Source organism: Paenibacillus antri (assembly GCF_005765165.1).
In the GTDB taxonomy this organism is placed as follows: domain Bacteria; phylum Bacillota; class Bacilli; order Paenibacillales; family YIM-B00363; genus Paenibacillus_AE; species Paenibacillus_AE antri.
In genome coordinates this window covers 210,000-223,384 of record NZ_VCIW01000008.1, presented here as the reverse complement: position 1 = coordinate 223,384, position 13,385 = coordinate 210,000, and the positions used below count along the sequence as shown (strand labels likewise).

Genomic DNA, 13,385 nt, shown 5'->3' with positions numbered 1-13,385 from the left:
CAAGCGTTATCGGAGGGAAATTAGGCATGAGCGAATCGAATCAAGAGTATATCGTCATCTCGGGCGCGAGGGAAAACAATCTGAAGAACGTATCCTTGCGCATTCCCAAGCGGAAGATCACGATCTTCACTGGGGTATCCGGATCCGGCAAGTCGTCGATCGTGTTCGATACGATCGCTACCGAATCTCAGCGTCTGCTGAACGAAAACTTCAGCACGTTCGTCCGGAACTTTCTGCCGCGGTTCCCGCAGCCGGATGCGGATAGAATCGAAAATCTTAGCATGGCCGTCGTTGTGGATCAGAAGCGGCTGGGCGGAGGTTCCCATTCCACGATGGGCACGATTACCGACATTTCTCCCATTCTCCGTCTCCTCTATTCCAGATTCGGCCAGCCGTACGTCGGACAAGCGAATATGTTCTCGTTTAACGATCCGCAAGGCATGTGTCCCGATTGCAACGGCATCGGCCGCAGTCTGCGCGTCGACATGAGCAAGGCAATCGACATGTCGAAGTCGTTGAACGAAGGTGCGCTCCTATTGCCGGATTATGCGAAGAACGGCTGGGAATGGAACATGATCGTGGAGTCCGGTTCCTTCGATCTCGACAAGAAGCTTCAGGATTACTCCGAGGAGGAGCTTGAGCAGCTGCTCTACGGCAAGGCGAAGAAAGTGAAGGTGCTGTTCGGCGGGAAAGAAATGAATATCACCGTAGAAGGCGTGATCGAGAAATTCACCAATAAATACATCAAACGGGATATAAAGACGATGTCCGAGCGCACGCAGCGAGCTGTTGCGCCATACATCTCCGAAGGCCCCTGCACCGGCTGCCGCGGCGCGAGACTCAGTCAAGCTGCGCTCAGCTGCAAGATCAATGGACTGAGCATCGCCGATATGTCCTCCATGGAGGTCGGACAGCTTATCCGCGTCATTCGGGAGATTGACGATCCTGCCGCCGCTCCAGTCGTCAAGTCGCTGACGGAGCGGTTGCAGCATCTGGTGGATATCGGACTGGACTATTTGACGTTGGACCGCGAGACGGATACATTGTCCGGCGGCGAGTCGCAGCGCGTCAAGATGGTGAAGCACTTGAGCGGAAGTCTGGTGGATGTCACTTACATTTTCGATGAGCCCAGCGTCGGCTTGCACCCCCGCGACGTGCATCGGTTAAACGGGTTGCTTCAGAAGCTGCGCGATAAGGGCAATACCGTGATCGTCGTCGAGCATGACCCCGATGTGATTAAGGTGGCGGATCATATCGTCGACGTCGGGCCTCAAGCCGGCAGCCGCGGCGGTACTATCGTGTACGAAGGAAGTTTCCAAGGCTTGCTGGAGGCTGGTACGTTAACAGGCACCCATATGAATCGGCCGCTCCAGTTGAAGCGCGATTGCAGGGAGCCGTCCGGCAAGCTGTCCATCCGGGGTGCCACGCTGCACAACTTGCGAAACGTGAGCGTAGACATCCCCGCCGGAGTGCTGACCGTCGTTACGGGCGTCGCCGGCTCGGGCAAGAGTACGCTGATTAATGACGTATTCCTCGGCCAGCATCCGGATGCGATCGTCATCGACCAGTCGGCGGTCGGCGTGTCGACACGCTCGAATCCCGCGACCTACACGGGCATTATGGACGATGTGCGCAAGGCGTTCGCTTCCGCGAACAAGGTCAACCAAGGCTTGTTCAGCTTCAACTCCAAGGGGGCATGCGAGAACTGCCAAGGGCTGGGTGTCGTGTATGCGGACCTTGCCTATCTCGACAGCGTGAAGCTGCCTTGCGAGGTATGCGGAGGCAGACGGTTTAAAGAAGAGGTGCTCGAGTACAAGCTTAACGGCAAATCCATTGCAGAAGTGTTGGAGATGACGGTGGAGCAGGCACTGGATTTCTTTCAGCTGAAAGAGGTTGTGCGCAAGCTCCAGTCGATGAGCGATGTGGGATTGAACTATATTACGCTCGGGCAGCCGCTCAGCACGCTCTCGGGCGGGGAATGCCAACGCATCAAGCTGGCAAGCGAATTGCATAAGAAGGGCAGCGTCTACGTGATGGACGAGCCGACGACCGGCCTCCATATGTCGGATATCGGTCACCTCATGGGGATCATCGACCGTCTTGTGGATGCCGGCAATACGGTAATCGTCATCGAGCACAATCTCGAGGTAATCAGCCAAGCGGATTGGATTATCGATATGGGGCCGGACGGAGGCAGCAAGGGCGGCCGGGTAGTATTCGAGGGCACGCCTTCGCAGATCATCCATGCGGAGCAGTCGATCACGGGACGATACTTGGCGTAATCCGTCAAATCACAGGAACGCCGACAGTTCCTCTTGCAATGACCGGGTAATCGGGGTAAGCGGTAGGCGTACCTCGTCGGAGGCGAGAATGCCGGATTGCGCGAGCATCCACTTGATCGGGGAGGGATTCGTCTCCCGGAAGAGCAGACGGGTAAGCGGGAGCAGCTTGCTGAAGGCTGCCTCCGCCTCGTCGAACAACCCGTTCGCCGCCAGCCGATTGACTTCCAGAAAGGCTTCCGTTCGGAATTGTGCCGACGCTAATATGCCTCCGCTTGCGCCGCGGCGGAGCATCCGTGCGAAGGTATCGTCGGAGCCGGCCATCATCGGCTTCTCCGTTCGACCTGCCAATGCATGCAGCAAGTCGATGCCTCCTGTAGCGTCTTTGAGGCCAATGACCCCATCCAGTGTAAGGATCCGCTCCATCGTCTCGGCCGACAACCGAATCCCCGTCCTCTCCGGCACCTCATATGCCACAAGGGGCGTTCCGGTCTCGACAACGGCCTGAAAGTGTCGGAACGTTCCCTCTTCGGACGGGCGGCTGTAATATGGGGTAACGACCAGAACCGCATCGGCGCCCCACTCGCCGGCCGCCGCCGTCCTTCTTACGGTTGTTCTTGTGTCGTTGGTGCCGGTCCCGACGATGATGGGCGTACGTACTCCAAGCCTCCGAATGACCGTCCGCGCAACCTCGAACAACGCTTCGACCTCCGCCCATTCTACCGTCGGCGCTTCGCCGGTCGTTCCGTTGATCACAATCCCTTGTATCGGATGACGTAACAATTGACCGAGATAGCGCTCGAAAGAAGGCAGGTCCAGCTCGCCGTCCTGGGTGAACGGGGTAACCACCGGGACGAAAATACCTTTGAGATCGTTCGATTGAAGCATCGTTCTCCGCCTTTCGATAGCTGGAATAGTTTCGAATTACATTCAGTTTACCATCGTGCATCGCATCACAGTTATCTATAATAGATGATGAGTAATATCAATAATTATGATGGTTGGTGTGAAGCATGGACCTGACCTATCTCAATACGTTCCGCGTCGTGGCACTCCATAGGAGCTTTACCCGCGCCGCGGCGGAGCTCGGTTACGCACAATCGAGCGTAACGATGCAGATGCAGAAGCTGGAGCAATACTACGAGGCGAAGCTGTTCGAACGATCGGGCAGGGGGGTGCGATTGACGAGCGCCGGCGACGAATTGTTAAAGAGCGCGATGCTTATGCTTGAACTCCACCAGCAGTCGAGGGAGTCTCTGGCGCGGCAGAGCGGCGGGACGCTGACGATCGGGACGATCGATTCGATCGCCTCATACGTTCTGCCGGACGTCATCCAGCCGCTGAAGGCAGATGATCCTGAGCTTTCTATCCGGATCGTGACCGGCCGCGAACAGGCAATGATCAACCGAGTGAAGGAAGGGGAACTGGACGTCTGTCTTCTACTGGAGGAGGGTCCTCCTGAACTCGATTTGCAATGGATAACAATCAGGGAGGAGCCGCTCGTCTTTCTTATGAATCCCTCCGACGCTCGGAAGGCGCGAGAAGCACTTACGTTAGAACAATTGCAAGATACCGAATGGATCATGGCGGAGGAAAGCTGTAATTATCGCTCGATGCTTGAACGCGTGCTTCGGTCTGAGGGCATCTCCTACCGAATCGCATTGGAGCTCGGCAATCCGGAAGCGATCAAGCGGTGCTTGGCGGCCGGTTCCGGCGTCTCGTTGCTGCCGCGAATGGCGGCGGAGGATGAGATTCGGAGCGGCAAGCTTGTCGAGCTACCTATTCGTCATCCCGAAATTCGCTTAGATTTGCTTCTCGGCCTGCGGCCCAAGAAGTGGATCTCGCAGCCGCTGCGGGCGTTTATAGAGAGGGTCAGAGCCTAGGGAGCTGCGCAACCAAATCATTTCCAGTTGCGTCTACATATGGGGCGCGATTGCGGTGCGCCGACATTTTCCGTAAAAGGAGCGCATTCATGAAAAAGGCATTCTTCGGTTTGTTATTTGGGATCATTCTATTTGTCTCGTCGTCATCCTCAATTACTTATGCGGCAAATATTCAAATCAAAGTCGACGGCGTTGCGATTTCATCCGATGCAAAGCCGGAAATCAAGAACAAACGGACAATGGTACCTCTCCGGGCGATCAGCGAAAGTTTGGGAGCCACCGTCGAGTGGTCCGATTCCGAAGTCATTCTCGTTAAAAACGATATGAAAGTCATGTTAAAACTGAACAGTTCCGAAGCGGAGAAAAACGGTGAAAAGATAGCGCTCGATGTGAAGCCATACTTGAAAAATAACCGGGTTTTCGTTCCGATTCGTTTTATCGCGGAGACGTTCGGATGCAATGTCGATTACAGCGGCTCCGCAGTAACCGTCGAGACGGTACCATTGGCTATCGACGGCGTTCCAATAAAGGCATTGCAAGAAGAATACCATATGACGATGGGCGGCGTGGTTCAGCAAATTAACGGGAATGCATATATCGAAGCCGTATATCGTATTTTCAAAGAAAACAAAGGGGAAAAGGTCGAAGCTCCCGAACATTATTCGTGGATGTTTACGATAGACACGCTTGGATCGTATTACAAAAATGCACAATATGATTTTCTGGACCATGAAGGGAACAGCATCGTTCGTTACGATGTATATTCATTAATTCGTTCCTTCCCGTCCGAACTCTTGACAGGGTACCCGGAGCTCTTGATTCATGATGCGACTGCGGATGAATGGTATTTGTTTGACGATCAAGCAAGACAATCCATCGGGCGGTTCATCGGCGACGCATCGAGGAACGGTTTCCTGACGGTGATAAAGGATACAGTGGTGTAAAGCTGCAAGAGCGACCTAAAGAAAAAACTGTTTCTCGCTTATTCAGGCCGGAGCCGAGCGAGAGACAGTTTTTTCATTTTCGTTGATTAATTTAATGCAGCGCCAGCATCTCGGCCATATCCTCTTGCGCGTTGCCGATCAGCTTCAAACCGAAGGTTTCTACCAGAACGTTCATCACGCCCTCGTTAATAAATTCCGGGGCTTTCGGCCCGATCCGGATATCTGTAATGCCTAAGCTAAACAATCCGAGCAAAATCGCTACGGCCTTTTGTTCGAACCAGGAGAGAACGATGCTGACCGGCAATTCATTCACGCCGCAACCGAAAGCGTCCGCCAAGGCCAACGCGATTTTAACGGTCGAACCGGAGTTATTGCATTGACCCAAGTCGATGTAACGCGGGATTCCGGTATCCCCGACGGTCCCGTAATCCACGTCGTTAAAACGGAACTTCCCGCAGGAGGTCGTTAGAATTACGGTATCGTTCGGAAGCGAGGTTGCGAGCTCCCGGTAGTATTCTCCGCCTTTCCCCGGAGCGTCGCAGCCGGCGATGACGAAGAAACGTTTAATTTTTCCGTCTTTGACGGCTTGGATAATTTCCGGCGCAAGCCCGATGACCGTTTCGTGATGATATCCCGTGGTCAATACCTGCTCCGATTCGATGTCGACGGACGGCAGCGCCAAAGCTCTTTCGATTAATGGAGCGAAGTCGTCGTTTACAATTTTCGCGACTCCCTCCAGCCCGGCGACTTCATAAGAGAAGAAACGGTCTGCGTAGGTGCCTTTAATCGGCATGACGCAGTTGGTGGTCGCCAGGATCGCGCCGGGGAACTGCTCGAACAATCGGCGTTGGTCATACCAGGCTTTACCGATATTCCCCTTCAGGTGTTCGTATTTCTTTAATTGAGGATATCCATGGGCTGGAAGCATCTCCGAGTGAGTGTAGATATTAATGCCTGTTCCTTCGGTCTGCTTTAACAGCTCCTCCAACGCATATAAGTTATGCCCGGTGACCACGATGGATTTTCCTTCGATTTTATTTTGGGATACGGTGATCGGCTGCGGTACCCCGAAATGGGTCGTGTGCGCGCGATCGAGCACATCCATAATACGGACCGCGGCGGAACCGACCTTCATCGCCATGTCAATATGCTCTTGGAGATTAAAGTTGGAATTCGTCAATGTCATGTATAACGCTTCATGGGTGATCTTATCCACTTCCGGATCGCTATATCCCAGCTGTCTTGCATGTGTCGCGTAGGCGGCGATTCCTTTCAAAGCGAAGATCATCGTATCTTGAAGGCTCGCGATCGTTTCGTCTTTCCCGCACACCCCAACGACCTTACATCCGCCTGTCGGCGTTTGCTCGCATTGATAACAAAACATCAGATACGTCTCCTCCGTTCATAATTTCTTTGCTCATGACCAGAGGGTATCAGAAACGATGCGGTCGGTTAGTGATGGAAATCACACTTGTCGCAAGATCGGCTCGTTGTCACGGTAATGACAAAAATGCGAGGTTGCCGCTAATGCGGGATGTTCCGTTCAACTCATGGGCGGGAATCTTTAATTATGGTCATTCTTTACCTGAGAGCACTTGGTCATAAAAATGATATAATTTTCCAAACAGTATGATGAGATAAGTTAAAAAAATGTTTCGCCTTGTTAAAAAACGGTTGGAGGACTTCATAATGACAGAAATAAAAGCCGAAACCCTGACGCGGGTTTTAAGCAAAATGCTCGGTACAAAAATAATCTGCGTCGATTTCCAAACCAAACCATTACATGGCGGTACGTTAGGCGATGTACAGCTTGTAACGGGCAATGCCAAAACCACCGACGGCGGGAAATTACCCTATAACATCGTTTCAAAAACGCAAAGGAAATGGGAACGCTACAGCGATCCCGATTCATGGCGTAGGGAATATGATTTATACAAATCCAATTTCGGCGCTCTGTTTTCTGAATCATTCCGTTGGCCTGAATGTTATCACGTCGAAATGAACGAAGAAGAAAACGAAACGCAGATATGGATGGAATATATCGACGGCATATCGGGTTTAGACTTGACCGGCGATATGTATGAACGAGCAGCCGAGGAATTAGGACGGTTCCAAGGCAAGTTATATGCCGAACAGCCGGCTTTTTTACAGCACCTGACGAATCTAAGCAAAGCGGAGTATATGAAGAACTTCTATCTTCATTATCGGTATGGAATAGAGTGTACGATTATATACGCTCCGACGATTGCGAAATCCCGAAACACATCTGTAAAATGCTCATCGACATTGACGAAAACGCAGACAAAATTTTCAAACGTATTGAAAAGCTGCCCATCGTGCTGTGCCACAGGGATTTTTGGGTGGCAAACCTATTCGATTCAGACGGTAAAACCATACTCATCGACTGGGATACCGCTGGGTGGGGCTATTTAGGCGAAGATATGGCAAGTCTTATCGCGGACGAAGCCGATATCGAACACATGGTCGAATACTACCGTAGATGTATCCCGGCGTATTACAAGGGCTTCTCGGAATATGCGGATATTTCACGCATAACGGATAACTGCGTATATGAGATGATTCTACTTATGTTCGGGTACAGGCTTGTAGAGTGGTATATGAACGTAGGATCGGGAAACAAACTCCAAGAAACGGAAGATGAAAGAACGCTCCACATTCATACCCTGCAAAAAATCTATGAGATGAGGGATGAACAATGACCGTCTGTACTATTTTCGTGGATCCTGGGAATAAGTATTAATATGGTAGGATCGTATCAATATACCGTTGTAGAGGTGAGTATCATTAATTCCGATGCAATCGTAAGACTAGCATCCTTAGCCGATGCCGAAGAGCTTTCTAGACTAAATCAGGAGTTTAACGGCGGCGTAAAAAGACTTCCGGAGAAAATAATCGAATGCCTGAAATGTAATCCTAACGAGTTGGTTGTTGTAGCTGAGATAACTGGTAAAATCGTTGGATTTGGCTGTGCTCAAAGTTTTTATTCATTTTGTTATGAAGAGCCGCTCGGAGAAATTACCGAACTTTATGTAGAGGAAGCCGCTCGAAGAAAAGGAATTGCAACTGCAATTATTTCTTGTCTGGAAGAAAACCTTAGAGAACGTGGTGTGAAAAGTATGAAGGTACTGACAGGTAAAACTAATAATGCTGCAATTAGAACGTATGAACACTGCAATTATGTTAAAGACGATGAACAGCTGTTAAAGAAGAGGCTGGGGGATTACGCTGCCTGTGATGATGAATTTTAAGTTAATGTAAGACTATTTGGAAAGCGGTGGGATTCCACATGTTTGGAATTTTAGGGGTGTCTGGACTTTCGTTCTTGCTTGTAGTCTTCTTTACGCCACTACTTATTAAAGGACTACGCGTCTTAAAGCTTACGCAACCGATTCGATCGGAATTGCCTTCCGACCACCAGGCCAAACGGGGAACTCCATTGATGGCCGGCCTCATTTTGCTTATCGGACTGATCACATCGATACAGTCTCAACCCGCCCCGCTGATGATCTTCCTGAGTATTACGTTTCTCTTATTCAGCTCAATCGGCTTTATGGATGATTTCAAAAAGGCGGCGTGGCAAGATCCATCCGGAATTTCCGGGCGGACGAAACTTGTGTTGCAGTTTGCATTTACCGGTTTGCTGCTATTTACTTTGTTCCGTTCGTTTTCGCTGACAAGCGACATTGCTTTGTTCAACGGATTTCAATTGCACTTGCCTGTTTATGTGTACATAGTAATCATGCTCCTATTTGTAGTTGGTTCGGCGAATGCAATAAATTTTACCGATGGACTAGATGGGTTACTAATCAATGTTGCGATCCCGACTTATTTTTTCTTTTTTCTGATCTCGGACAAACCGGAAGTACAAACGTTTTCGCTCGTAATGATAGGCTGTCTGCTCGGTTTATTCCTATATAATATTTACCCTGCAAGAGCGTTTATGGGGGACACCGGGTCGCTCGCGATCGGAGGATCCCTCTCCATTTTAGCGGTTATCGAGAAAGTTGAGATTTTGATCCCGTTACTGTTTTCCGTGTATTTAGCGGAACAACTTTCCGTCATTCTGCAGGTTTGGTATTACAAACGTACAAAATTGCGTTTATTCCGAATGACCCCCATTCATTTCCACTTTAGACTAAAGTACGGGTGGAGCGAGAATAAGATTGTCATTGTGTTCGGCTTTGTTTCTTGGATTTCTACTTTCATTTGCTGGGGTCTATATAAATATGTATTACATTAAATATTGGCTTCCAGCACATAATTGAAGGGTTTTTGTATGAAACTAAACGCATATTCGACTGGAAAGGGATGAGCATATGAGAAAAAGCGATCCTGCACCTGGGAATCAAGCCGAGAATCAAGCCGATAATCTTACTGCTTTAGTAGAATGGATCAACAGTCAAGGCGATGCCGGGGAGGTCAAAGAAATTATGGATAAGGCGACCCGTCAAGAAGGCGAGCGCTCTCCCCCTTCCTCACGATAATCCAGACAATCAAACTACCGAATATCATATCAATGAACTGGGACGCCTTGCTGCACAGGCGTCTTTTTTCTTTGCCTTATCCGGATGAACCGATCTTCCACGGAGCAAACCGTCTCTCCAGCATGGGCCGAAAAAAACCCGTACCTGCGCGGAACGACGCGGTTTCACGGATTTGCGCATTCGGTGGAAGATGTAACGATTGTACATACCGGCCGCCGCCGTTACGATGTCCATGAGAACATCAGGAGGGAGGCCGGGAAAAGATGGCAACGACGCCGGCAAGCGCGGATCGCGGCATTCCGATGCAGACCGATGCGCGGCGGAAGCGGTCGGAGAATCGGTACCTGAACAATATGAAGAAGCATTGGATGCTGTACTTGATGATCCTTCCCGGGATCGCGTACTACGTGATATTCAAATATGTGCCGCTTGCGGGGAGCGTCATCGCGTTCCAGGACTACCAAATTTTTAACGGCATCTTAGGAAGTCCATGGGTATGGTTCGAAAATTTCGTCTTTTTGTTTACGTACCAAGATTTTTATCAGGTGCTGCGAAACACCGCGGTCATCGCTTTCTACCAATTAATCTTCGGGTTCCCTGCGCCGATCATCCTTGCGCTGCTCTTCAACGAAGTCAGGTGGATGCTCGCCAAGCGAACGCTGCAAAGCTTGTTTTACTTGCCGCACTTCTTGTCTTGGGTCGTCGTCGGCGGCATCGTCTTCGAGCTGCTGGCTACGCAAGGCGTCATGAACCAAATCCGCGGATGGTTCGGCTTCGAACCGATCTTGTACATGCAAGGGGAGCGCTATTTCCGATCCATCGTCGTGCTGTCGGGCATATGGAAGGAAGCCGGCTGGGGAACGATCGTCTATCTCGCCGCGATTACCGGCATCAATCCGAATTTGTACGAAGCGGCGGTCATGGACGGCGCGAACCGGTGGAAGCAGACGATCTACATCACGCTTCCTTCCATGGCGCCGACGATCTTGGTGCTCTTCCTGCTGAACATCGGCAACTTCTTGGAGCTCGGCTTCGATCAGATCTTCAACCTGCTGACGCCGATGACGTATTCGGTAGGCGACATTATTGAGACCTACGTGTATCGGGCGGGCGTGCTTCAAGGGCAGTACAGCGTAACGACGGCGATCGGGCTGTTCCAATCCGTGATTGGATTCATACTGCTTTGGATTTTTAACCGTCTCGCCCGAAAATCGGAACAGGGGTTGTGGTAAATGAGACTATCGTTCGGTGAAAAGTCGTTCAACGCATTGAACTATGCGTTCTTAACCGCGGCCGCGGCGACGATGATTATGCCGCTCCTGCATCTGCTCGCCATGTCGTTCAGCTCGCCGATCGCGGCCGATTCGAAGAAGGTGTTCCTGCTTCCCGTGGAGTTTACGACGGGCTCTTGGGCGCACATTCTTCAGACCGAGGAGCTATGGAGATCGTTCGGCATTACGGTGTATATTACGGTGGTCGGTACGCTGATCAGCATGTTCTTCTCTTTGCTGACCGCGTTCCCGCTGTCGAGAAGAGAATTTCTGCTTCGCAAGCCGGTCATGCTCGGCATCGTCATTACGATGATCTTCAACGCGCCGATGATCCCGTTTTTCCTGACGGTGCGGGAGCTGGGACTGATGAATTCGCTATGGGCTCTCATTATTCCGGGCGTGATCGGGACCTTCAATATGATCATCATCCGGACGTTTTTTATGGGCATTCCGGGCGAGCTGGACGATTCGGCGCGAATCGACGGCTGCTCCGACTTCCGGATTTTGTTTCAAATTTATTTGCCGTTGTCGAAGCCGGTGCTCGCGACCGTCGGTCTGTTTTACGCGGTAGGGTATTGGAACACGTTCCAACGGGCGGTGCTCTTCCTTCGCGATCCGTCGATGTGGCCGCTGCAGATGAAGCTGCGCTCGTACTTAACGACGCCGGAGGAGCTGGCTGCCGTCAATCTGTTTTTGGGAGATTACGATTTCAATACGACGACGCTGAAGGCGGCAACGATCATTTTCGCAACGATTCCGATCATCTTGGTCTATCCTTACCTGCAAAAGTATTTCGTGAAGGGCGCCATGCTGGGGTCTTTGAAGGAGTGAGGTATTAAGCCGAGTCGCTCGGTTTGGTATAGACTACTGAACATATCTTAGGAGGGTTCGCAATGATATCGAATGGGTTGAAAAGGCCGTACGCGGCGGTCGCACTGATCGTAACGTTCGCGTTCACCGCGATCGCCGGCTGCGGCGCGGGCGGGACGTCCGGCGGCGAAACGCAAACGGAAGCCCCTGCGCAGACGGGAACGGGAACGGAAGCCGAAGGCGCGGAAGCGCCTGTGAAAATCAAAGTGTTCAAGAGCCACATGGGCGTCGGAACGATTCCCGGCAGCGGCGACCCGCACGTTCAGTACGTCGCGGAGCAAACGGGGGTCGAATACGAGCTCATTACGACGCCTCCGGGCTCGGAGCCGAACGAATACGTCAACCTGATGATCGCTTCGGACGATTTGCCGGACATCCTGCGTCCGATCGGCGGCGTCGAGCAGACGCTGATTCAGCAAGGCGGCGCGCTGCCGCTCGACGACCTGCTGCCGGAGTATGCGCCGAACGTATGGAAGAGCATCCCGCAGGAGGCTTGGGACGTCGTTCGTTCCGCTTCCGAGGACGGCAAAATTTATTACGTGCCTAAGGTGTTCCTCGTCCCCGAACGGGCGCCTCTTATCCGTCAAGACTGGCTCGACAAACTAGGATTGGAAATGCCGAAGACGGTGGAGGAGTACAAAGAGATGCTGCGCGCCTTCCGCGACAACGATCCGAACGGGAACGGTCAGGCGGACGAGCTGCCGACGACGGGCCGCGAGTTGGGACGCTGGATGGATCACTTGTTCGCGATATACGGCGTAGCGATGTGGGAAGGGTACCCGGAGTGGGATATCTACAACGGGGAGATCCAATATGCAGGCGTCACCGAAAACATGAAGGCCGCGATCGCGTTCGCCCGCGATCTGTACGCGGAGAAGCTGCTGGATAACGAGACGTTCCTGAACAAAGGCGACGTATGGACCGCGAAAATCAATAACAATCTCGTCGGAAGCTGGTACCACCTGCCTGCCAACCTGAGAGACCGCCTGACGGCGATGCGGCAGGGAGCGCCAGAAGCCTATGTGTCCGGCATGCCGCTGCCGAAGGTCGAAGGCTTCGAAGGCTTCGTCACGCAGAAGAGCATGGGCGAACCGGAGTGGATCATCCCGAAGGCGTCCGAAGCGAAAGCGCCTCATGCGCTAAAGCTGCTCGACTTCTTCTACAATCCGGAATTCGAAGATTTCGTACGCTTCGGGATCGAAGGCGTACAGCACGAGATCGTCGACGGGAAGAAGATGCTTCTGCCGCCGTCGGAAGACAAGCCGATCGCGCTCGGCATGCGGAATTTGACGACGAAGGAGGACATGGATGTCCGGATCGATCAGACGATACCGGAGGATATGCAGCAGATGGTGCGGGATATTTTCGAAGTCAGCACCGCGGACGCGAGAAGAATCGCGGGCGACGGCCTGCCGAGCACCGTCTACGAAGGCTTCCCGGACATTCAGTCCCACAAGCTGTTCCAAGAATATTTGACGAAGATCGTCATCGGGGAATGGCCGATCGAGAAGTTCGACGAGTTCGTCGAGCGTTGGCGTCAAGCCGGCGGCGACAAAGTGACGGAGCGCGTGCAGCAATGGTACGCCAAGACGCAGGCGACGCAGTAACGCGAACGCCGGCGTGAAGCAGGAGT

12 protein-coding genes are annotated in these 13,385 nt (G+C 52.1%); 10 read left to right on the top strand and 2 right to left on the bottom strand.

Going from position 1 to position 13,385, the window contains the following annotated elements:
* The first annotated feature begins 26 nt into the window (after nt 1-26).
* Nucleotides 27-2,282 carry an ATP-binding cassette domain-containing protein gene (locus tag FE782_RS14425; protein ID WP_138194914.1) on the top strand — a complete coding sequence of 752 codons (2,256 nt, stop codon included), beginning with the start codon at nt 27-29 and terminating at the stop codon, nt 2,280-2,282.
* Between the two features lie 9 nt (nt 2,283-2,291).
* Here the strand turns inward: FE782_RS14425 and dapA are convergent, their stop codons facing one another.
* A complete protein-coding gene (gene dapA, locus FE782_RS14420; protein ID WP_138194913.1) occupies nt 2,292-3,167 on the bottom strand; it encodes a 4-hydroxy-tetrahydrodipicolinate synthase in 876 nt (291 codons plus the stop codon).
* Between the two features lie 125 nt (nt 3,168-3,292).
* Between dapA and FE782_RS14415 the strand changes: the two genes are divergently transcribed.
* Both FE782_RS14415 and FE782_RS14410 read left to right on the top strand, forming a co-directional pair.
* Entirely contained in the window at nt 3,293-4,162 is an 870-nt protein-coding gene (locus FE782_RS14415; protein WP_138194912.1) for a LysR family transcriptional regulator, read from the top strand.
* Nucleotides 4,163-4,251: 89 nt separating this feature from the next.
* Complete coding sequence (locus tag FE782_RS14410) at nt 4,252-5,106, top strand: copper amine oxidase N-terminal domain-containing protein (protein WP_138194911.1); 855 nt, start codon at nt 4,252-4,254, stop codon at nt 5,104-5,106.
* Between the two features lie 91 nt (nt 5,107-5,197).
* On the opposite strand, the gene hcp is transcribed toward FE782_RS14410, so the two are convergent.
* Nucleotides 5,198-6,490, bottom strand: coding sequence for a hydroxylamine reductase (hcp, locus tag FE782_RS14405; RefSeq protein ID WP_138194910.1), 1,293 nt, complete (start codon nt 6,488-6,490; stop codon nt 5,198-5,200).
* 889 nt (nt 6,491-7,379) lie between these two features.
* On the opposite strand from hcp, the gene FE782_RS33400 reads away from it, so the two are divergent.
* The 7 genes from FE782_RS33400 to FE782_RS14375 all read left to right on the top strand — a co-directional run bounded on the left by FE782_RS33400 (nt 7,380) and on the right by FE782_RS14375 (nt 13,359).
* A complete protein-coding gene (locus FE782_RS33400) occupies nt 7,380-7,826 on the top strand; it encodes a phosphotransferase family protein (RefSeq protein WP_439116434.1) in 447 nt (148 codons plus the stop codon).
* A 42-nt stretch (nt 7,827-7,868) separates the two neighbouring features.
* Entirely contained in the window at nt 7,869-8,375 is a 507-nt protein-coding gene (locus FE782_RS14395) for a GNAT family N-acetyltransferase (RefSeq protein ID WP_138194909.1), read from the top strand.
* 38 nt (nt 8,376-8,413) lie between these two features.
* On the top strand, nt 8,414-9,367 hold the full coding sequence (gene mraY / locus FE782_RS14390) for a phospho-N-acetylmuramoyl-pentapeptide-transferase (RefSeq protein ID WP_138194908.1): 954 nt from the start codon (nt 8,414-8,416) through the stop codon (nt 9,365-9,367).
* 76 nt (nt 9,368-9,443) lie between these two features.
* On the top strand, nt 9,444-9,611 hold the full coding sequence (locus tag FE782_RS32295; RefSeq protein ID WP_158299399.1) for a hypothetical protein: 168 nt from the start codon (nt 9,444-9,446) through the stop codon (nt 9,609-9,611).
* A gap of 302 nt (nt 9,612-9,913) precedes the next feature.
* A complete protein-coding gene (locus FE782_RS14385; RefSeq protein WP_138194953.1) occupies nt 9,914-10,843 on the top strand; it encodes an ABC transporter permease in 930 nt (309 codons plus the stop codon).
* Nucleotides 10,844-11,713 (top strand): carbohydrate ABC transporter permease, encoded by an 870-nt coding sequence (locus FE782_RS14380; RefSeq protein WP_138194907.1) that lies wholly within the window; start codon nt 10,844-10,846, stop codon nt 11,711-11,713.
* 62 nt (nt 11,714-11,775) lie between these two features.
* Nucleotides 11,776-13,359: an extracellular solute-binding protein gene (locus tag FE782_RS14375; protein ID WP_138194906.1), complete on the top strand. Its 1,584-nt coding sequence runs from the start codon at nt 11,776-11,778 to the stop codon at nt 13,357-13,359.
* Nucleotides 13,360-13,385 lie beyond the last annotated feature (26 nt).

Bases quoted from the DNA above. Each gene is read 5' to 3' on its own strand.
- FE782_RS14395 (WP_138194909.1), top strand. From the start codon at position 7,869: ATGGTAGGATCGTATCAATATACCGTTGTAGAGGTGAGTATCATTAAT.
- FE782_RS14410 (WP_138194911.1), top strand. From the start codon at position 4,252: ATGAAAAAGGCATTCTTCGGTTTGTTATTTGGGATCATTCTATTTGTC.
- hcp (WP_138194910.1), bottom strand. From the start codon at position 6,490: ATGTTTTGTTATCAATGCGAGCAAACGCCGACAGGCGGATGTAAGGTC.
- dapA (WP_138194913.1), bottom strand. From the start codon at position 3,167: ATGCTTCAATCGAACGATCTCAAAGGTATTTTCGTCCCGGTGGTTACC.
- FE782_RS14415 (WP_138194912.1), top strand. From the start codon at position 3,293: ATGGACCTGACCTATCTCAATACGTTCCGCGTCGTGGCACTCCATAGG.
- FE782_RS14425 (WP_138194914.1), top strand. From the start codon at position 27: ATGAGCGAATCGAATCAAGAGTATATCGTCATCTCGGGCGCGAGGGAA.
- FE782_RS14375 (WP_138194906.1), top strand. From the start codon at position 11,776: ATGATATCGAATGGGTTGAAAAGGCCGTACGCGGCGGTCGCACTGATC.
- mraY (WP_138194908.1), top strand. From the start codon at position 8,414: ATGTTTGGAATTTTAGGGGTGTCTGGACTTTCGTTCTTGCTTGTAGTC.
- FE782_RS32295 (WP_158299399.1), top strand. From the start codon at position 9,444: ATGAGAAAAAGCGATCCTGCACCTGGGAATCAAGCCGAGAATCAAGCC.
- FE782_RS33400 (WP_439116434.1), top strand. From the start codon at position 7,380: ATGCTCATCGACATTGACGAAAACGCAGACAAAATTTTCAAACGTATT.
- FE782_RS14385 (WP_138194953.1), top strand. From the start codon at position 9,914: ATGCAGACCGATGCGCGGCGGAAGCGGTCGGAGAATCGGTACCTGAAC.
- FE782_RS14380 (WP_138194907.1), top strand. From the start codon at position 10,844: ATGAGACTATCGTTCGGTGAAAAGTCGTTCAACGCATTGAACTATGCG.